The sequence below is a fragment of the Phycicoccus sp. M110.8 genome (assembly GCF_032464895.1).
Lineage (GTDB): Bacteria > Actinomycetota > Actinomycetes > Actinomycetales > Dermatophilaceae > Pedococcus.
This window is the reverse complement of sequence record NZ_JAWDIC010000005.1, coordinates 1-19,485: the sequence shown is the minus strand read 5'-3', so window position 1 is coordinate 19,485 and position 19,485 is coordinate 1. Positions and strand designations below refer to the sequence as shown.

The 19,485-nt window shown below is 74.1% G+C and carries 19 protein-coding genes; all 19 read right to left on the bottom strand.

What is annotated here, in order from left to right; genetic code table 11:
• Nucleotides 1–3 precede the first annotated feature (3 nt).
• The gene (locus tag RKE38_RS18420; RefSeq protein WP_316008936.1) at nt 4–432 is read right to left on the bottom strand and encodes a VOC family protein; all 429 of its coding nucleotides are present in this window, start codon (nt 430–432) and stop codon (nt 4–6) included.
• Between the two features lie 9 nt (nt 433–441).
• Nucleotides 442–897, bottom strand: coding sequence for an AraC family transcriptional regulator (locus RKE38_RS18415; protein ID WP_316008935.1), 456 nt, complete (start codon nt 895–897; stop codon nt 442–444).
• Nucleotides 897–2,726: an aspartate--tRNA ligase gene (gene aspS, locus RKE38_RS18410; RefSeq protein WP_316008934.1), complete on the bottom strand. Its 1,830-nt coding sequence runs from the start codon at nt 2,724–2,726 to the stop codon at nt 897–899. Before aspS ends, RKE38_RS18415 begins: the two co-directional genes overlap by 1 nt.
• 184 nt (nt 2,727–2,910) lie before the next feature.
• Nucleotides 2,911–3,369 (bottom strand): YchJ family protein, encoded by a 459-nt coding sequence (locus tag RKE38_RS18405; RefSeq protein ID WP_316008933.1) that lies wholly within the window; start codon nt 3,367–3,369, stop codon nt 2,911–2,913.
• Entirely contained in the window at nt 3,366–4,085 is a 720-nt protein-coding gene (locus RKE38_RS18400; RefSeq protein ID WP_316008932.1) for a VOC family protein, read from the bottom strand. The genes RKE38_RS18405 and RKE38_RS18400 overlap by 4 nt, the downstream gene beginning before the upstream one ends.
• Nucleotides 4,086–4,145: 60 nt before the next feature.
• Nucleotides 4,146–4,829 (bottom strand): NUDIX domain-containing protein, encoded by a 684-nt coding sequence (locus tag RKE38_RS18395; RefSeq protein ID WP_410055483.1) that lies wholly within the window; start codon nt 4,827–4,829, stop codon nt 4,146–4,148.
• A gap of 4 nt (nt 4,830–4,833) precedes the next feature.
• Entirely contained in the window at nt 4,834–6,540 is a 1,707-nt protein-coding gene (locus RKE38_RS18390; RefSeq protein WP_316008931.1) for a CTP synthase, read from the bottom strand.
• A gap of 11 nt (nt 6,541–6,551) precedes the next feature.
• A complete protein-coding gene (locus tag RKE38_RS18385) occupies nt 6,552–7,664 on the bottom strand; it encodes a glycosyltransferase family 4 protein (RefSeq protein ID WP_316008930.1) in 1,113 nt (370 codons plus the stop codon).
• Entirely contained in the window at nt 7,661–9,340 is a 1,680-nt protein-coding gene (gene murJ / locus RKE38_RS18380; protein ID WP_316008929.1) for a murein biosynthesis integral membrane protein MurJ, read from the bottom strand. The genes RKE38_RS18385 and murJ overlap by 4 nt, the downstream gene beginning before the upstream one ends.
• Nucleotides 9,337–10,167 carry a hypothetical protein gene (locus tag RKE38_RS18375; RefSeq protein WP_316008928.1) on the bottom strand — a complete coding sequence of 277 codons (831 nt, stop codon included), beginning with the start codon at nt 10,165–10,167 and terminating at the stop codon, nt 9,337–9,339. The genes murJ and RKE38_RS18375 overlap by 4 nt, the downstream gene beginning before the upstream one ends.
• A gap of 7 nt (nt 10,168–10,174) precedes the next feature.
• Nucleotides 10,175–11,113, bottom strand: coding sequence for a copper transporter (locus RKE38_RS18370; RefSeq protein WP_316008927.1), 939 nt, complete (start codon nt 11,111–11,113; stop codon nt 10,175–10,177).
• Nucleotides 11,110–12,294 carry a putative cytokinetic ring protein SteA gene (gene steA / locus RKE38_RS18365; RefSeq protein WP_316008926.1) on the bottom strand — a complete coding sequence of 395 codons (1,185 nt, stop codon included), beginning with the start codon at nt 12,292–12,294 and terminating at the stop codon, nt 11,110–11,112. Before steA ends, RKE38_RS18370 begins: the two co-directional genes overlap by 4 nt.
• An 86-nt stretch (nt 12,295–12,380) precedes the next feature.
• A complete protein-coding gene (recN, locus tag RKE38_RS18360; protein WP_316008925.1) occupies nt 12,381–14,099 on the bottom strand; it encodes a DNA repair protein RecN in 1,719 nt (572 codons plus the stop codon).
• A gap of 108 nt (nt 14,100–14,207) precedes the next feature.
• The gene (locus RKE38_RS18355) at nt 14,208–15,227 is read right to left on the bottom strand and encodes an NAD kinase (protein ID WP_316008924.1); all 1,020 of its coding nucleotides are present in this window, start codon (nt 15,225–15,227) and stop codon (nt 14,208–14,210) included.
• Between the two features lie 16 nt (nt 15,228–15,243).
• Nucleotides 15,244–16,050 carry a TlyA family RNA methyltransferase gene (locus RKE38_RS18350; RefSeq protein WP_316008923.1) on the bottom strand — a complete coding sequence of 269 codons (807 nt, stop codon included), beginning with the start codon at nt 16,048–16,050 and terminating at the stop codon, nt 15,244–15,246.
• Nucleotides 16,047–16,307 carry a hypothetical protein gene (locus RKE38_RS18345; RefSeq protein WP_316008922.1) on the bottom strand — a complete coding sequence of 87 codons (261 nt, stop codon included), beginning with the start codon at nt 16,305–16,307 and terminating at the stop codon, nt 16,047–16,049. Before RKE38_RS18345 ends, RKE38_RS18350 begins: the two co-directional genes overlap by 4 nt.
• On the bottom strand, nt 16,304–17,167 hold the full coding sequence (locus RKE38_RS18340) for a hypothetical protein (RefSeq protein WP_316008921.1): 864 nt from the start codon (nt 17,165–17,167) through the stop codon (nt 16,304–16,306). Before RKE38_RS18340 ends, RKE38_RS18345 begins: the two co-directional genes overlap by 4 nt.
• 48 nt (nt 17,168–17,215) lie before the next feature.
• Entirely contained in the window at nt 17,216–18,229 is a 1,014-nt protein-coding gene (locus RKE38_RS18335) for an HAD-IIA family hydrolase (RefSeq protein ID WP_316008920.1), read from the bottom strand.
• The gene (locus RKE38_RS18330) at nt 18,230–18,922 is read right to left on the bottom strand and encodes a tetratricopeptide repeat protein (protein WP_316008919.1); all 693 of its coding nucleotides are present in this window, start codon (nt 18,920–18,922) and stop codon (nt 18,230–18,232) included.
• Nucleotides 18,923–19,485 lie beyond the last annotated feature (563 nt).

Genomic DNA, 19,485 nt, shown 5'->3' with positions numbered 1-19,485 from the left:
GTGTCAGGTGAAGTCGGCCGGCGTGTACTCGGTGGGCTGGACGAGGACGAGCCAGTTCCCCGAGTTGTCCCGGCACAGGGCCTCGGTGCCGTACGGCCGCTGCGACGGTGGCTGCAGGAACTCGACCCCCTTCGCCGACAGCTCCTCGTACGTCTTCTGGCAGTCGTCCACGTTGAGCCCGACGCCGCTCATCCCGCCCTGGTCCTGGGACCGGCGGATCGCCTCGACCAGCTCGGGCGCGAGCGGCGGACCCGGCACCGCGAGGTGCACCTGCAGCTCGGGCTGGCTGGGGTGGACCACCGTGCACCACCGGTAGCCCTCGCCGAGGGTGATGTCGTCCTTCTCCGCGAAGCCCAAGACGTCGGTGTAGAACGTCTTGGACTCGTCGACGTCCTTGACGAAGACGCTGACGATGCTGATGTTCGTGATCATGCGGCGAGCCTAGGAGTGGCTCCGCCCGGCCTGCTTCTCCTCGATTGCGGAGCTCGCCGGGGCGGCGTTCCGCTCGACCAGGCCCCACATGAAGACGTAGCACCCGGGGATGTGGGGTGCGCCCGCGGCATACCGGCGCTGGAACTCGCTGGGGCTCTCCCCCACCACCTCCCGGAACCGGCTGCTGAACGAGCCGAGGCTGCTGAACCCCACGGCGTGGCACACCTCGGTCACCGTGAGGTTGGTGGCGCGCAGCAGGTCCTGGGCGCGCTCGACCCGCCGTTCGCTGAGGTATGCCGCTGGCGTGCGGCCGTAGGCCGCCCGGAACAGCCGCAGGAAGTGGTACTTGCTCAGCCCGGCGACCGCCGCCAGCTCCTCGAGCCCGATCGGCTCGGTGTAGTGGCGGTCGGCGTGGTCGCGCGCCCGGCGCAGGTGCACGAGCACGTCGCCGGGCGCGCGGTCCATCAGCTCTGCTTCGGGTTGACCTCGTCGGCGCCCTGGGGCGCGGGGGCCTTGTCGGCCGGCTTGGCGTCGACCCCGGCCTCCTTGCGCTGCTCGGCCGTGATCGGCGCCGGCGCAGCGGTCAGCGGGTCGTAGCCGCCACCGGACTTCGGGAACGCGATGACGTCGCGGATCGACTCGGTGTGCGCCAGCAACGAGACGATGCGGTCCCAGCCGAAGGCGATGCCGCCGTGCGGCGGGGCGCCGTACTGGAAGGCGTCGAGCAGGAAGCCGAACTTCTCCTGGGCGTCCTCCTGCGACAGGCCCATGACCTTGAAGACCCGCTCCTGCACGTCGCGGCGGTGGATACGGATCGAGCCACCGCCGATCTCGTTGCCGTTGCAGACCATGTCGTACGCGTATGCGAGGGCCGGCCCGGGGTCGGTGTCGAAGGTGTCCTCGAACTCCTTCTTCGGCGAGGTGAACGCGTGGTGCACCGCGGTCCACGCGCCGGCACCGACGGCGACGTCACCGGCGGCGACGGCCTCCGACGACGGCTCGAACAGCGGGGCGTCGACGACCCAGAGGAACGACCACGCGTCCTCGTCGATGAGGCCGCAGCGACGGCCGATCTCGAGGCGGGCAGCGCCGAGCAGTGCCCGGCTCGAGCGCGCCGAGCCCGCACCGAAGAAGACGCAGTCGCCCGGCTGCGCACCCACGTGCGCGGCGAGGCCGTCGCGCTCGGCGTCGGTGAGGTTCTTGGCCACCGGGCCGCCGAGGGTGCCGTCCTCCTGGACGAGGACGTACGCGAGACCCCTCGCACCGCGGCTCTTGGCCCAGTCCTGCCAGGCGTCGAGCTGCTTGCGCGGCTGCGACGCACCGCCGGGCATGACGACCGCACCGACGTACTCGGCCTGGAAGACCCGGAACGGGGTGTCCTTGAAGTACTCGGTGCAGTCGACGAGCTCGTTGCCGAACCGCAGGTCGGGCTTGTCCGAGCCGAACCGGGCCATCGCCTCGGCATACGTCATGCGCTCGAAGGGCGTGGACAGGTCGACACCGATGAGCTGCCAGACCTCCTTGACCACTGCCTCGCCGAGCTCGAGCACGTCGTCCTGCTCGACGAAGGACATCTCGATGTCGAGCTGGGTGAACTCCGGCTGGCGGTCGGCGCGGAAGTCCTCGTCGCGGTAGCAGCGGGCGATCTGGTAGTACCGCTCCATCCCGGCGACCATGAGCAGCTGCTTGAACAGCTGCGGGCTCTGCGGCAGGGCGTACCACGAACCGGGCGCGAGGCGGGCCGGCACGAGGAAGTCGCGGGCACCCTCGGGCGTCGAGCGCGTCAGCGTCGGGGTCTCGATCTCAACGAAGTCGCGCTCGCCGAGGACCTTGCGGGCCGCGGCGTTGACCTTGGAGCGCAGTCGGATCGCCGAACCCGCGGACGACGCACCGGGGCGGCGCAGGTCGAGGTAGCGGTGCTTGAGCCGCGCCTCCTCGCCGACCGTCACGCGCTCGTCGATCTGGAACGGCAGCGGGGCGCTGGGGTTGAGCACCTCGATGGTGCCGGCCAGGACCTCGATCTCGCCCGTGGGCAGGTCGGGGTTGGCGTTGCCCGCCGGGCGGGTGCGCACCTCGCCGACGACCCGGACGCAGTACTCGTTGCGCAGGTCGTGCGCGCCGCCCTCGGCGAGGACCTCGTCACGCGCGACCACCTGGGCGACGCCGCTGGCGTCGCGCAGGTCGAGGAAGGCCACTCCGCCGTGATCGCGCCGCCGGGCCACCCAGCCCGTGAGCGTGACGGTCTGGCCGGAGTGGTCGGCACGCAGGGTGCCGGCCTCATGGGTGCGGAGCACGAGGAGTCCTTCGATCGGGGCTGGGGATTCGGGTGCCGGGACGGCCCGGCAGCCCGCCCATCCTACGGACCGTGCGCGGAGGGCGACGAACCGGTTTGTCGCGCCACTCGCTGCGCCCCGCCGCACCGCTCGCCGCACCCCGCCGCACCCCGGGGCGCACCCGCGTGGGCCAGGCGCCGCAGCCTCAGCGCCGCTCGACCCGCGCGTCCGTCGCCTCGTCCGGGGTGGTGAGGCCGTCGGCCTCCTCCACCGTCCCGTCGACGTAGACCCAGTGGCCCGCCCGCCGGCTGAAGGCGCTGCGCTCGCGCATCACCCCACCCACGTGCCGGGCCTCGAACTCGACCTCCCCGGCCGAGTCCCCCTCGTTGCCGTCCGCCGTGGCCAGGATGCTGAGACCGAGCCAGCGCGGCGTCCCCGCGTGGCCGAGCCCGAGGTCGGCCGGCCGGGTGCGGGGGTGCCACGTCCGCAGGAGGTACGCCTCGTCCCCGACGACGTACGCGGCATACCGCGAGCGCATGAGCTGCACGGCGGTCGTGGCCTCGCGCTCGCCGTGGTGCATCGGCGCGCAGCAGGTGACGTAGGCCTGTCCGCTGCCACAGGGGCACTCGCGCGGGGCGGGAACCGCCGCCCCGAAGACGCTCACGCGGTGCTCGCGGGCAGGATGCAGAACTCGTTGCCGGCCGGGTCGGTGAAGCTGGTCCAGGGCAGGTCGCCCCAGTCGTGCTCGAGCCGGCGGGCGCCGAGCTCCTCGACGCGGGCGAACACGGCAGCGCGGTCGTCACCCGCCTCGAGCCGCAGGTCGAGGTGCATCCGGTTCTTGTCCCGCTTGGGCTCGTCCTCGGGGAAGAACTCGAGCACGAGGCCACGGCCGCTGGGGTGGCGCAGCGAGACCGGCTCGACGCCGTCGTACCGCTGCCAGCCGCTCAGCTCGGACCAGAACGCGGCGACCTGCTCCGGGTCGCCGCCCAGCACGGGGATCGCCGCGACAGGGCCGGTGTCGCGGTAGGCCGGACGCGCCTCGAGGACGCAGAACGGGTGCCCCTCGGGGTCCGCCAGGACCACCCACGGCACGTCGCCCTGCCCGATGTCGGCGTGCGAGGCGCCGAGGCCCAGGAGGCGCTCGACGACGGCGTACCGGTCCGGACCGCCGTACAGGTCGAGGTGCAGCCTGGGCGCCGCGGTCGACGGGTGCTCGACGCGCTGGAAGCACAGGTCGAGGACGGGACCGCCCTCGACGGCCAGGCGGGTCTCGTAGCCCTCGGGCTCGTCGGTCAGGGTCGTGGCGCCGAGCGCTCGCTCCCAGAACCGGCCCAGGCGGCCCGGATCTGCGGAGTCGACGACGACGTTCTCGAGGAACATGCGCCCGAGCCTACGGGTCGGGCGCTTGGGAGCACGTCGAGCTGCCGTGCGCCCGTTCGCTCAGCCGCGCAGGTGCGGGTGCCCGGGCCAGGGCGCGTCGGCTGGGCGCAGGGTCGACCAGTCGAGGTCGCGGGCCGCGAGTGCGGCCAGGGCTGCGATGGCCAGGGTCGCGTTGTGCACCCGCCCGGCGAGGACCGCGTCGCGGACCTCCTCCAGCAGCACCCAGCGCACCGGCATACCCAGCTCCTCGCCGTCGCGGTCGTGCCGCTCGCCGTGCGGCACCTCGGCGAGGTCCCGCGCGAGGAAGATGCGCAGCCCCTCGTCCAGGCCACCCGGGGAGCTGACGTAGTCGGCGAGGACGTTCCACGTCCCGGCGGTGAGGTCGGCCTCCTCGTGCAGCTCGCGGGCCGCGGCACGGTGCGGCGGCTCGCCGTCGACGTCGAGCAGGCCCGCAGGGATCTCCCACTCGAAGGCGCGCACCGGGTGCCGGTACTGCTGGATCAGGCAGATCCGGCCCTGCTCGTCGAGCGCGGCGACGGCGACGGCGCCGGGGTGGCGCACGTACTCGCGCGTGACCTCCCCGGCCTCACCGAGGTCGACCCGGTCGCGCACGACGTCCCACACGAGGCCGTGCATCGCGACCTCGGTGGAGACGACGGGACGGCCCTCGAACCGGTCGGCGAGCTGGCCGGCGTGCGTGCCGGCATGCCGTTCGGCGGGCTGCTCGACGGGCTGGTCCCCCACCGCGTCAGGCGTTCGCGTCGGCGGCGACCTTGGGCCGCTCGACCTCGACGAGCCGCGAGGCGCGCTGGGCGTCAAGGGCCGCGCCCACGAGCCCCGCGAAGAGCGGGTGCGCGCGGTGCGGCCGCGACTTGAACTCCGGGTGCGCCTGGGTCGCGACGTAGTACGGGTGCTCGCCGCGGTCGAGCTCGACGAACTCCACGAGGCCCCACTCGGGGTGGGTGCCGCTGATGACCAGCCCGGCCTTGGCGAGCCGGTCGAGGTACTCGTTGTTGACCTCGTAGCGGTGGCGGTGGCGCTCGGTGGCGGTGGTCGAGCCGTACGCCTCGGCGACGATCGAGCCGTCGAGCAGCTTGGCCTCCTGCGCGCCGAGGCGCATCGTGCCGCCGAGGTCGCCGGCACCCTCGACGAACGCCTTCTGCTCCTCCATGGTCGCGATGACCGGGGCCGGGGTCTGCGGGTCGAACTCGGTCGAGCTCGCGCCCTCGATGCCGGCGACGTTGCGCGCGTACTCGATCACCATGCACTGCAGGCCCAGGCAGATGCCCAGGGTCGGCACCTGGCGCTCGCGGGCCCAGCGCAGCGCGCCGACCTTGCCCTCGATGCCGCGCACGCCGAACCCGCCGGGGACGAGCACCGCGTCGACGCCGCCGAGCGCCTTCTGCGCCCCGAGTTCGGTCTGGCACTCGTCGCTGGCGACCCAGCGGATGCGCACCTTGGCGTCGTGGTGGAACCCGCCGGCGCGCAGCGCCTCGGTGACGGACAGGTACGCGTCGGGCAGGTCGATGTACTTGCCGACGAGGGCGATCTCGACCTCGTGCTCGGGGTTGTGCACCCGACGCAGCAGCTCGTCCCAGTCGTGCCAGTCGACGTCGCGGAAGGGCAGGCCCAGGCGGCGGATCACGTAGGCGTCCAGGCCCTCCTTGTGCAGGACCTTCGGGATGTCGTAGATGCTCGGTGCGTCGACGGCGGCGGCGCACGCCTCCGTGTCGACGTCGCACATGAGCGAGATCTTGCGCTTGATGCCCTCGGGGATCTCGCGGTCGGCGCGCAGCACGAGCCCGTCGGGCTGGATGCCGACCTGGCGCAGGGCCGCGACGGAGTGCTGCGTCGGCTTGGTCTTGAGCTCCCCGCTGGGCGCGAGGTACGGCACGAGCGAGACGTGCAGGAAGAACACGTTGTCGCGGCCCACGTCGTGGCGGACCTGGCGGGCTGCCTCGAGGAACGGCAGCGACTCGATGTCGCCGACGGTGCCGCCGATCTCGGTGATGATGACGTCGGGAGCGTCGGCGCTGCTGACGCCCTCGCTGCCGGCGGCCTGCGCGCGCATGCGGGCCTTGATCTCGTTGGTGATGTGCGGGATCACCTGCACCGTGTCGCCGAGGTACTCGCCGCGGCGCTCCTTGGCGATGACGTCGCTGTAGACCTGACCGGTCGTGACGTTCGCCTTGCCCACGAGCGGCACGTCGAGGAAGCGCTCGTAGTGGCCGATGTCGAGGTCGGTCTCGGCCCCGTCGTCGGTGACGAACACCTCACCGTGCTGGAACGGGTTCATCGTCCCGGGGTCGACGTTGAGGTAGGGGTCCAGCTTCTGCATGGTGACCCGCAGACCGCGGGCCCTGAGCAGATGTCCGAGGCTCGAGGCCGTGAGCCCCTTGCCGAGCGAAGAGGCAACGCCCCCGGTCACGAAGATGTGTTTCGTCTGCTCCACCACGGGGTTCAAGCCTACGTCATCCGGAGCGTGGCTCGGTACCACTCGTGCCAGCGACGCGCCGTCCGTTCGCCGTCGTCCCACGATGCGGCCCGCTCGCGACCGGCGTCCGCCGCGACGCGGTGCGCCGCCGGGTCCGTGAGGTATGCCGTGACCGCCGCCGCGACTGCGGCCGCGTCGCCCACCGGCACGAGGGTGCCGGCACCCTCGACGAGGTCGCGCAGACCGCCGGTGTCCGTCGCCACGACGGGCACGCCCGCCGCCATCGCCTCCTGGACGACCAGCGCCCGCGCCTCCCAGCGCGAGGCGAGCACGAACACGTCCGCGGCCTGCAGCCAGCGGTCCGGGTCGGCCTGCGGACCCACGAAGTGCACGGGCAGCCCGTCCCGGCCGGCGCGCTGCGACAGGCGGGCGAGCAGGGACTCCTCGCCGCCGCCGACCACCACCCAGACGGCGTGCGGGACGAGGGCACGGGTGGCCTCGACGAGCGTGTCGAGGTCCTTCTGCGGGGCGATGCGGGCGATGGTGAGGACGAGGCGCGGCTCGCCGGGCCGGTCGATGCCGTTGTCGCGCAACAGGTCCCGTGCCGCCGCGCGCCGCCCTGCGTCGTCGGGCGGTGTCGCCGACAGCAGGGCCGGTACGCGCGGGGAGGGCACAGGGGCCAGCCGGGCGTCACGCGCCCCGAGGCGGCGCGCCTCCTCGACGAGGTCGCTGCTCGCTCCCGTGACGAGGTCGGCGCGGCGGGCGACGACCTGCTGGGCCAGGTCGAGCAGCCTGCGCCGCCAGCCGGCGGCGAGGACGGCGTTGTGCTGGCTGACGACCACAGGCGTGCGCAGGCCCAGCGTCGCGAGGACGGCGACGAGGCCAGCCTGGTGGCCGTGGGCGTGCAGGACGTCGGCGGTGGCGGCGGTGCGCCGGAGGGTGCGCAGGGAGCGGAGCGCACCCGCGAGGCCCCCGTGTCCCCCGGGCCACGCCACCAGCGCGTCGGACAGGCCGAACGTGCTCGCGGTGAGGCCGTCGGTGACGACCACGACGTCGTCGCCCAGGGCTCGCAGCTCCCGGGTGAGCTCGACCACGTGGGTGCCGATGCCGCCGGTGCTGCGACCGAGCAGCTGGACGACCCTCACGCGGCCGCTCCGCGGCGGCGCCGGCGGCCCCGCTCGCGCAGGGCCTGCATCGAGCGCCGGTCCCCCACCGCCATCACGAACAGGTAGGACAGGCCGGTGAGCAGAGCCACGGCCACACCGGCGGCGAGCGCGGACACCACGCCCTGCGGCTGCATCGACCGTGCCGCGGTGTCACCGACCCCGAACCCGACCGCAACGCCCACGAGCGCCGCGCCCAGCGTCCTGCCGCTGCCGGCCAGTGCCTCCGGGCCCCACGCCTGCCGCACGAGCAGCGCCAGGACGGCGGCGGACAGCGTCATGCCGACCGTCGAGGAGACACCCAGCACCCCGAGGGTCGACGCTGCGCTGGAGCCCTCCGGCAGCAGGGCGATCGGCCCCAGGGCCGTCACGGCCCAGCCTGCAGCGACCGCAAGGGCGGCGTAGAGCGGGCGGCCGCGCACGTACAGGGCACGGGTGAGCAGGGCAGCCACCGCGAAGCCCACCACCCCCGGTGCGTATGCCGAGAGCGCGCCGGGGAGGGCGGCCAGCGCCTCCGCGCCCGAGCCCCGCGTGCCTGGCGTGGCCCCGTGCGCGCCGGGGTCGATCGAGCGGAAGAACTCCCCGACCGGCTGGGCGACCGCCATGAGCACCGCGGCGGCGCCGGACACCAGCAGCAGGATCCCGCGCAGGCTGCGGGCGAGGGTGTCGCGCGCGGCGGTGCCGGGCAGGAGCTCGGCGTCGGCCGACTCGGCGGCAGCGGTGTGGGCCAGCGCAGGGAACGCCGAGGTCGCGATCGGCACGGCGAGCACGGCATACGGCAGCAGGTAGACGGCCTGGACGTAGGAGTAGACGTTCACGGCGCCGACGGCGTCGGTGCGGTGGTGGGTGACCCAGAGGGTGGCCAGCACCGCCCCCTGCTGGGCGAGCAGCGCCACCACACCGGCACCGGCGAGCGACCCCGCGCGCCGCGCCGCGCCGTCGGGGAAGCGCAGGGTGGGGCGCAGCCGGACACCGGCCCGCAGGGTCGGCACGAGCAGCGGCAGGCTCAGCACCACCACGCCCAGGGTGGTGCCGCCCGCGAGCACCCACACCGCGCCGTCTGACACGGTGGCCGCGGTGGTCGCCGACCGGTCGACCAGCTGGCCGTACGTGAGGTACGACGCGATGACGACGAGGCTGGACAGCAGCGGCGCGAGCGCCGCGGCGAGGAACCGGCGCCGGGCCTGCAGGACGCCGCTGAGCACGATGCCGATGCCGTAGAGCAGGACCTGGGGTGCGAAGAGCACGAGCATGTGCCGGCCCAGGGTCGCCTCGGGGTCGGAGGCGCCGGCCCCCAGCAGGGCTCGACTCAGCCACGGGGAGACGAGGGCGAGCAGCAGGCTGAGGGGCAGCAGGACCACCACGGCCCACGACAGCAGTGCCGAGGCGGTCTCGTCGGCCTCCCGCTCCTTGCCGAGCCCGAGCTGGCCGGCGATGAGCGGCACGGCGACGGCGGCCAGCACTCCCCCGGCGGCGACCTCGTACACGACGTTGGGGACCAGGTTGATGGTCTGGTAGACGTCACCGACGCTGGTCGTGCCGACGTTCTGGGAGAACACCAGCGTCCGGGCGAACCCGGCCAGGCGGCTGAGCAGCGTGGCGACGGCGATGATGCCGGCCGCTCGGGCGATCGAGGTCCCCACGGACGTCGCGGTCACGGGCGCCCCAGGGCGTCCAGCTCGCGCAGCACCGGCGTCGACTCGATGACCTTCGTGAACGACACCTTCTCCGAGGCGAGCGTGAGCCCGACGAGCACCGCCAGGGCGGTCCAGCGCCCGCGGCGGCCGGCCCCCTGCACGATGGCGGTGCCCAGCAGCGCCCCGGCGGCGTTGGCGCCGGTGTCGCCCAGCATCGACTCCCCTGCGAGGTCCGGGCGCAGCAGGCCGACGGCAGCCCCGGCGGCCGAGGCACCGGCCACCACCGACCGGGGGCGCGTCGCTGCCACCGCGCCGAGCGCCAGGGTTGCCTTGAGCGCGCGACCGGGTCGCAGGTCGAGCAGGTTGAACAGGTTCGCCGTGCCGGCCACGACCGCTCCCCCCACGAGCGTGTCGAGCGCGCTCGGCCCGTCCCCACCCCGGGGGCCCCGCTCGCCGCGGTCCACCAGCGCGGCCGTGGCGAGCCCGGTCAGGGCCAACCCCAGCACCTTGACCGCCCCAGTCGTGACCTCACCGCGGGCGAGGGCGCCGAGGTGGCCGCGCAGGCCCTTGCTGCTGGAGTCGCCGGCGAGGTCGTCGAGCGCGCCGAGGGCGGCCGCAGTCGTCGTGGCGAGCACCGGCGCCGGCCCGCCGCCGAGGAGGGCGGCGCCGGTCGCGGCCCCCACGGCATACGCCGGACCCTCGAGCAGGGTCACCGGGCGGCCGGCGTGGTTGGTCCGCTCCCACCGGGCTGCGCCGCCGGGCGGCGCGGCCCGCAGCGCCCGCAGGGCGAGGGACCCGGTGACGCCGGCGACGAGGCCGGGGACCAGTCCGGGCACGGGGGCGCGCACGACTGCCCTACTTCGTGGCCAGCTGCGGGAACGCGGCGGCGGCGTCGGCGGCCAGGCCGTACTGCCCGGCCCGGCCGGCCTCCTGCTCGAGCAGCCCGAAGACGACGCTCGCCTGACCCATCGGGAGGTCGACGTCGTCGACCGTCGACAGCTGCTTGGTGAGGTCGCCGTCGGCGCGGGCGGTCGTGACCACGGACGCGGCCCCCGTCGCCTTCGGGTCGAGGGTCGGCGTCACGAGGACGGCCCCGGCGCCCGCGTCGTCGATCGCCCCGGCGAGCTTGGCGAGGGCGGTGGCGCGCGTGGTGCGGTCGTCGGCGCTGTTGCCCGCGACCGGGCCGGCCACGACCACGGCGACCGTCGACGGGACGACGGTGCCGGAGTACTTGACCAGCTCGCCGGTGCGCAGCGACTCCAGGGCGGCGCGGGCTCCCTGCGCGGTCGACCCGGCCTTGGTCAGCACCGACCGCGCGAGCACGGCGTTGACGACGTCGCTGCCGCCCTCGTCGACCGGCACCCCCACGCCGCTGGCGAGGTTGGAACCCAGCGTCGCCCGGAAGGTCGCCTTGTCGGGGTCGACCCACGCGTCCTGGACGGTCACGGTGGACCCGATCTTGGCGCCGGCGGCGGCGAGCGTGGCACTCGTGGCCTTCACGACGCCCTGGTCGGCGCCGGGCAGCGCGATGACGCTCACGGTCGTGTCGGTGAGCCGGCCGGCCAGCAGGCTGCGGTTGCTCGCCTCGGTGAAGTCGTCGCGCGCCTTGGCGGCCTTGTCGGCGGCGTCTAGCTCGGTCCGCAGCGCGGCCTTGTCGGTGCGCAGGTTCTTCACCTCCGACGTCAGGGTGTTGCCCAGGTCCTCCTTGAGGGGGCCGGCACCGAGCACGATCCCCACGGCGAGGGCCAGGAAGATCGAGACGATGGAGACGAGGTGGTAGCGGAAGTCGATCACGTGACAGTTCCTACGACGAAGGACCAGAGGTCATCCCAGCGAGCCGCGAGCACCTGGAGCAGGGCGCGGCCGCCGGTCGTCGACCACAGCGCGGCGAAGAGCGCGCTGAGGCCGACGAGGAGCATGAAGATGAGGGTCAGGTTGGAGATCCGGGAGCGGTAGAGCCGGCTCACGCCCTTGGCGTCGACCAGCTTGCCGCCCACCCGCAGCCGGGTGAGGAACGTGCTCGCCATGCCGCTGCGGCCCTTGTCGAGGAACTCCACGAGCGTGGCGTGCGTGCCGACGGCCACGATGAGCTCTGCGCCCTTGTCGTCGGCGAGCAGCATCGCGACGTCCTCGCTCGTACCGGTCGCGGGGAAGACCACCGGCTCGACGCCGAGGCGACGCACGCGCTCCAGCCCGGGGGCGTTCCCGTCGCGATAGGCGTGGACGACGATCTCGGCCCCGCAGCGCAGCGCCGCGTCGGACACCGAGTCCATGTCGCCGACGATCATGTCGGGCTTGAGGCCCTCCTCGACGAGCGCGTCGGCTCCCCCGTCGACGCCGACGAGCACCGGCCGGTACTCGCGGATGTAGCTGCGGAGGGTCTTGAGGTCCTCCTTGTAGTGGTACCCGCGGACGACGATCAGCGCGTGCTTGCCCTCGAGGTCCGTGGTGATGTCCGGCACGCCGACGCCGTCGAGCAGCAGCTCGCGCTCCCGGCGCAGGTACTCCATCGTGTTCGCGGCGAACGCCTCGAGCTGCACGGCGAGACCGGCGCGGGCCTCGGTCATCGCAGCCTGCACGAGCTCCTGGTCGAAGGCCTGCCCGCGGGCGACGACGGTGTCCTCGACCCAGACCTCCCCGCCCTCGACGCGGACCAGCTGGCCCTCGTGCAGGTCGTGCATGACGTCGCGACCGACGTTGTCGACCAGGGGGATGCCCGCCTCGACGAGGATCTCGGGGCCGAGGTTGGGGTAGCGGCCGCTGATCGAGGGCGAGGCGTTGACGACCGCCGCGGGACGGCAGGCGAGCAGCGCCTCGGCACTGACCTTGTCGATGTCCTGGTGGTCGATGACCGCGATCTCCCCGGGCCGCAGCCGCTTGGTGAGGTTCTTGGTGCGGGCGTCGACGCGGACCGGCCCGCGGACCCCCGGGCTGTCGGGGACGCGGGCGCGCTGGCGTGGGATCTTCAGTGGCATCGTTCGTTCATCCTCCCATGGTGGGAGCAGCCGGCCGTGCGCCCCACGCGGGGGATGTGGGGTGTCTCGCGTTGGTCCGGACGGGGTCAGCTCGTCGCTGCGGCCCGTCGCAGGGTGGTCTGCTCGACGAGCTCGCGCGCGTGCTCGAGGGAGGTCCCGGTGTCGACGCCGGCCATCATCCGGGCCAGCTCGCGCAGCCGCTCCTCGCCCTCGACGGCGTGCACGCCGCTGGAGGTGATGTGCCCGTCGTTGGCCTTGCGCACGACGAGGTGCCGGTCGGCGTATGCCGCGACCTGCGGCAGGTGCGTCACCACCACCACCTGCGCGTGGCGGGCGAGCGCGGCGAGCCGCGCCCCGACGTCGAGGGCCGCCGCGCCGCCGACCCCGGCGTCGACCTCGTCGAAGACGAAGGTCGGGACGTCGACCCCGCCGGACGCGCCGGTGACGACCTCGAGCGCGAGCATGACCCGGGACAGCTCACCACCGGAGGCGGCCTTGGCGACGGTACGGGCGGGCGCGCCGGGGTTGGCAGCGAGCATCACCTCGACGTCGTCGGCGCCGTGGCGGGCCGGTCCGGCAGCGCGCGGACTCACCCGGACCTCGATCGTGGCCGAGCCCATGGCCAGGTGGGCGAGCTCGGCGGTCACCGCCTCGGCGAGGGCCGCGGCCGCCTCGGTGCGGGCTGCCGTGAGGGCGGCCGCCGCCGTGTCGCGGCGGGCCGCGAGCTCGTCGACCAGCTGCTCGAGCTCCTCGATCCGGGAGTCCGAGCCCAGCAGGGTGTCCAGTCGCTTGGCGGCGGCGCGGCCCCACCCGAGCACGTCGTCAATGGTGTCGCCGTACTTGCGGGTGAGGGCGGTCAGGTCGGCCCGGCGCTGCTGGACGAACGCCAGGCGGCCCGGGTCGACGTCGACGTCGGTCACGTAGGAGCTGAGGTCGGCGGCGATGTCGCCCACGAGGTAGCCCACCTCGGCGAGGCGGCGGTCGAGCTCGCGCAGGGCGGGGTCGTGCTCGACCTCACCCGCCAGCGCCTGGCGCGCCGCGGCGACGACGGCCATCGCGTTCGGCACGGGCTCGGCGGCATACTCCTCGTCCCCGGCGAGGTGCACCAGGGCCTGGGCGGACGCGGTGCGCAGGCCCTCCGCGTGGCTGAGGCGTTCGTCCTCGACGCGCAGGTCGGCGTCCTCCCCGGGCTGCGGGTCGAGCTGCTCGAGCTGGGCGAGGCCGTGCTCGAGGACCTCGATCTCCTGCGCGCGCTCGCGCCCCTGCTGCCGCAGCTCGGCGAGCTCGCGCACGGCGGCCTCGTGCTCGTCGTAGACGGTGGTGTACGCCTGCGCGGCCTCGCGCACGGCGGCCCCGCCGAAGGTGTCGAGCACCGCCCGGTGCTGGTCGCTCTGGCGCAGCCGCCACTGGTCGGCCTGGCCGTGCACGGCCACGAGGTGCTCCCCGACCTCGGCCAGGACACCCACAGGGGCGCTGCGGCCGCCCACGTGCGCGCGGGACCGGCCCTCGGCGCTCACCGAGCGGACCAGCACCAGCCCGTCGGACACATCGGCCCCGGCCTCGGCGGCACGCACGGCCGCCGGGTGGTCCACGGGCACGTCGACGAGCCCCTCGACGACCGCGTTGGCCTCGCCGGACCGCACGAGGCCGGCGTCGGAGCGCGCCCCGAGCAGCAGCCCGAGGCCGGTCACGACCATGGTCTTGCCGGCACCGGTCTCACCCGTGACGACGTTGAGGCCGGGGTGCAGGTCCAGCACGGCGTCGTCGATGACGCCGAGTCGCTGGATCCGCAGTTCCTGGAGCACGGGGCACAGCCTCTCACGCAGCGGTGACGCCGCGGCCCAGGCGGGCGCTGGCGTCGCGCTTCACGCGCGAGGGGGCGTCCGGGCTCACACGCGCGCTGGCGTCGCGCTTCACGCGCGAGGGGGCGTCGCGGCTCCGGTCGGCACCGACGAGGCGGAGCCCACGGGCGGCACGCTTCCTCCCGCCCCCCCGGTCCCCTTCTCCTTGCTCCGTCGGGCCTCGCGTCGCGCCTCGCCGCGCCAGCCGTGGATGGACAGGTCGAACTTGGCCACGAGCCGGTCGGTGAACGGCGAGGTGCTCAGGCGCGCCAGACGCACCGGGGTGGCCGAGCGGACGGCCTCGATGCGCGCGCCCGGCGGCAGGTCCACCGCGCGGCGCCCGTCGCACCACAAGGCACCGGTGCCGAGGGTGTCCTGGACCACCTCGAGCGCCAGGTGGGAGTTCGGCCCGACGACGAGGGGTCGGGCGAAGAGCGCGTGCGCGCTGATCGGCACCAGCAGGAGCGCCTCGACGTCCGGCCACACCACCGGCCCCCCGGCGGAGAACGCGTATGCCGTGGAGCCGGTCGGCGTCGCGACGACGACGCCGTCGCAGCCCCAGGTCGTGAGCGGGCGGCCGTCGATCTCGGCGACGATCTCGAGCATCCGCTCGCGGTTCGCCTTCTCGACGGTGACCTCGTTGAGTGCCCAGCTGCTGTAGACCGGGGTGCCGTCGACGTGGGCGGTCACGTCGAGGGTCATCCGTTCCTCGACGGTGTAGGCGCGTCGCACGATGTGCTCCACGGTGGCGGAGATGTCCTCGCGCTCGGCCTCGGCGAGGAAGCCGACGTGCCCGAGGTTCACGCCGAGGAGCGGCGCACCGCTGCCGCGCGAGACCTCGGCCCCGCGCAGGATGGTCCCGTCGCCGCCGAGGACGCAGACGAGCTCGCAGCCGCGCGCAGGGTTGCCGCCCTCGGCGACGGTGACGCCGTGGTGCGAGGAGAGCCCGAGCGCGTCGGCCTCCTCGCGGGCCATGACCACGCCGATGCCCGCGTCGTGCAGGCGGTCGACCACCCCGAGGGCGACGGCCGTGGCCTCCTGCCGCCGCGGGTGGGCGACCAGCAGGATCCTGCGGTTGTCTCCGGTGCTCACGGGGCTCCCTTCGCGCTCACGGGGCGCTCACCTCGTCGGCGGCCCTCACCAGAGCCTGCCATCCCATCGACTCCGTAGCGCGGGGGGTCAGCCACAGGAGGTACTCGGCGTTACCCTCCGTGCCCACGACCGGGCTGGCGGCGAGGCCCTTGGGGTGCAGGCCGGCCTCGATCGCGGCCCGCGCGACGTCGGTCACCGCCCAGGCACGGTCGCCCTGCGCGCGGACGATCCCGCCCTTGCCCAGGCGGCTGCGCCCCACCTCGAACTGGGGCTTCACCAGCACCACCGCGTCCCCGTCGTCGCGAAGGAGCGACCGGAGCTCGGGCAGGACGAGGGTCAGCGAGATGAAGCTCAGGTCCGCCACGAGGACGTCGACCGGTCCCCCGATGTCGTCGGGGGACAACCCCCGGACGGTGGTGCCGGAGCGTTCGGTCACCCGCGGGTCGCCGGCCACCTCGGGCACCAGCTGGTCGTGGCCGACGTCGAGCGCGACGACGTGGGCGGCGCCGTGGTGCAGCAGCACCTGCGTGAACCCGCCGGTCGACGCCCCCACGTCGAGGCAGCGACGCCCCTGCACCTCCAGCCCGCGTGGCCCGAACTCCTCGAGCGCACCGACCAGCTTGTATGCCGCGCGGCCGACCCAGCGCGGGCCCTCGGCCCGCACGTCGACCTGCTGGCCCTCGGTGGTCGGGGCCGACGGCTTGGTCGCCCGCTGGCCGTCGACCGTGACGAGGCCGTCCTCGACGAGGCTGCGGGCGTGCCCGCGCGAGCGGGCCAACCCACGGCGGACGAGCTCGACGTCGAGCCGGGCGGAGCCGGTCACTCGCCGCCGAGGTCGGACAGCCGTCCCTGCAGGGTGCGGTGCACCCGCCGGCCCGCCTCGATCTGGGCGTCGAGGTCGTCGGCCGGCGCGTCCCGCAGGTCCTGCAGCGCCGAGTCGATCACGATGTCGCCGGTCGCCCGGGCGCCCAGTCCTGCACCCGGGACGGGGACCGCCTGGCGGGCTCCCTCCTCGCGGGGGTCCTCGCGCGGGTCCTCGTGGGCTCCGTCGGTGTCCGGGGTGATCGGGGTCTGGCTCACGTGGTCGCCTTCGTCGCCGTCGACCCGGTGGTCGAGGTGCTGGTCGTGGTGGTGCCGGTCGTCGCCTTGGTCGCGGTCGCCTTCTTGGCGGTCGACCTCTTCGTGGTCGACCTCTGTGCCGTGGACTTCTTCGCGGCCGAGGGGGCGGTCGCCTTCGCGGCGGACCGGGTGGACGCAGACTTCTTCGCCGCGGACTTCGTCGCAGCCGACTTCGTCGCAGTTGCCTTCTTCGCAGCCGACTTCTTTGCAGTCGTCTTCTTCGCCGCGGACTTCTTCGCGGCGGACTTCTTCGCGGCGGACTTCTTCGCAGCCGACTTCGACGCCGCCGACCGGGGGGCCCCCGCGCGGGTCGTGGCCCCGCCGGCGGTGGTGGCGGAGGCAACGGCCTCTCCGACCTCCGCGACGCCGAGCCGGTCCGCGGCCTCCTCCGCGATGCGGGCGGTCCGCGTGCTGACCGCACCGGTGGTCGGGCGGCCCAGGCCTCCCAAGGGGGTCCGTGACGCAGTGCTCACTGCCGACACGCCGGCCGCCAGGACCGTGGAGCGCAGGTCGGCGATCTCGCGGGTGAGGGCGGCCAACGAGGTCCGGGCAGCCTCGACGTCAGCCAGCCGTGCCACGTCCGCGCGCTTGAGCGCCGCCTCGACCTCGGACTGCACCAGCGCGACGAGGTTGTCGCGGTTGGCCTTGGCCGCCTCGAGCAGCTGGTCGGCCAGCGTGGACGCCTGGACCGCGCGCCGTGTCACCTCGTCCGCGCCCGGCAGGGCCAGGAGCCCCTGCGCGGCCTCGAGCGCGCGCGCCTTGGTCATCTCGCCGAGGCCGCTGGCCAGCTGGACGTAGCTGCGTACGGATTCGAATGCCATGGTGGTCCTCCCGCCCGGGACGGACGCTCGTCGTCCGTCGGTGTCACGCTACTGCCACTCGTCCAGCTCTGCGGCGAGCCGGTCGGCTGTCGCGAGGTCGATCTCGTCGTCGTCGAGGGCTTCGTGGAGACAGGCGATGCCCGACCGGGCCGCCTCGACCGGGGAGCCCTTCGTGGCGACGTCCCACGCCCCGTCGACGACCCGCCGCCGGTCGCCGCCGCACACCCACCAGGTGTAGTCGGTCTCGGCTCCCACGTAGACCTCGCTGAGCTCGCGCAGGTCCGGCAGCAGGTAGGTGGGTCGCTGGTCGTGGGGCGCGCGGGCGAGGGTGCGGACCGAGTCGACCCCCGTGAGCACGAAGACCGAGTCCAACCCGGCCGCGACGGCACCGGCGATGTCGGTCTCCAGCCGGTCACCGACCGCGAGGAGCGAGTGGGGTGACAGGCCCAGGCGGCTGGCACACAGGACGTAGAGCGGGGCGTAGGGCTTGCCGACCACGATCGGGTCGCGTCCGACGGCACGACGGACGGCGGCGACCAGCATGCCGTTCCCCGGAGCGGTACCGCGGTGGGTGGGCAGCGTCTCGTCGGTGTTCGTCGCGACCCAGACCGCGCCCGCGGCCACGGCGTACGTGGCCTCCGCGAGGTCTGACGCGGTCACGGACGCGCCATACCCCTGGAGCACCCCGCCGAGGCGCAGGCCCGGGTCAGCGCCCGCCGCCTTGGGGTCGACCACCCGGAACCCGTTGTCGCGCAGCGCTTCCCGCACTCCATCCCCACCGACGGCGAGGACAGCCGCGCCGCCCGGGAGGTGACGCAACAGCTCCTCGGCGCCTGCTTGGGCGCTGGTCGCGACATCCCGACCGGTGACGTGCAGGCCCAAGTCGGTCAGGTGCGCGGCGACCTCCTCCGGGGGCCGGGACGCGTTGTTCGTCGCGTACACCACGGGCACCGGGAGTGCGGACAATGCCTCGACCGCGTGGTCGACGGCCTCCGGGCCCCGGTAGACGACGCCGTCGAGGTCGCAGACGACCCCGGAGTAGTGGTCGATCAGACCCGACACCTAGGACTGCACCTCGTCGTCGTCCTCACCCTCGAGCAGGTCCGTCAGGACCACGCCGTCGAGCTCGGCCAGCCGGTCGGCGGCGTCGGTCTCGAGCTCGTCGTCGGCGGCCACGGCCTTGGCGAACCAGTCCCTCGCCTCCTCGGACCGGCCCAGCGCGAGGAGCGCGTCGGCGTAGGCGTAGGACAGGCGCGCGGCGTACGGCTTTCGGGAGGACCCCCGCAGCTGCGGGATCTCGAGGGCCAACAGGGCGGCGTCCGCCTGGCCGAGGTCGCGACGGATACCGGACACCACGATCGCCAGCTCGACCCGTTCCTCCACCGCCAGTGACTTGGCCTCCGGGGACGTCGCCAGCTCGAGCGCGCGCTCGGGCCGGCCCAGCCCCCGCTCGCAGTCGACCATCAGTGGCAGCAGGTGCGAGGAGCCGCTCAAGCGGCGCACCGTCCGGAACTCGCTGAGCGCCCGCGCCCACTCCCCCTTGCGGTAGGCGACCATACCGAGCGCCTCGCGAGCCGCCGGCACGCGTCCGGCCCGGCGCACTGCCGTCTCAGCGTGTGCCTCGGCACCCTCGACGTCCTCGGCCTCGAGCAGCGCCGCCACCATGACGAGGTGCTGGGCGACACCCTCGGCGTTCTCCTTGCTCAGAGTCCGCAGCTGCATGTGCACCGAACGGTCGAGCTCCTTGCCCGTCACGCCCTCGGCGATCCTGGGCTCGGGGAGCTTCGGCTTCTTCGGCGCCAGCCGCGGTCCCCCTCGCCGCTCGGAGTTGTCGAACGTCCCAGCGCCACGCTCGCGCCCCTGGCCGCCACGGTCGTCCCGGCCTCGGCGTGCACCCGGCGCCCCACGCGAGTCGTCACGCGGACCACGCCGGCCGTCGCTCGAACCGCCCCAACCACCGCCGGACGAACCACCCCGGCCCCCGCCGGACGAACCACCCCGGCCCCCGCCGGACGAACCACCCCGGCCCCCGCCGGACGAACCACCCCGGCCCCCGCCGGACGAACCACCCCGGCCGCCGTAGGACCCCCGGCTCCCACCCTGGCCGCCGGCGCCGCGCGGACCCCCACCGGACGACGGGCGGCTGCTCTGGCCACGACGGCCGTTCTGGTCTTCGGACACGGGGTCACTCCTCGCTGGTGCGGTCGGTCGGCAGTCTACGGACCTGCCACCACGTCGCGCGGTGGGGCCCGTGAATGCAAAAGGGCCACCCGTGTGGGGTGGCCCTTTTGACAAAGTATGTTCGGCTGCGTCCTACT

What these genes read in the sequence shown, in the direction of transcription:
- RKE38_RS18400 (WP_316008932.1), bottom strand. Translation starts at nt 4,085, where the DNA reads ATGTTCCTCGAGAACGTCGTCGTCGACTCCGCAGATCCGGGCCGCCTG.
- steA (WP_316008926.1), bottom strand. Translation starts at nt 12,294, where the DNA reads ATGCCACTGAAGATCCCACGCCAGCGCGCCCGCGTCCCCGACAGCCCG.
- RKE38_RS18340 (WP_316008921.1), bottom strand. Translation starts at nt 17,167, where the DNA reads ATGGCATTCGAATCCGTACGCAGCTACGTCCAGCTGGCCAGCGGCCTC.
- RKE38_RS18420 (WP_316008936.1), bottom strand. Translation starts at nt 432, where the DNA reads ATGATCACGAACATCAGCATCGTCAGCGTCTTCGTCAAGGACGTCGAC.
- RKE38_RS18415 (WP_316008935.1), bottom strand. Translation starts at nt 897, where the DNA reads ATGGACCGCGCGCCCGGCGACGTGCTCGTGCACCTGCGCCGGGCGCGC.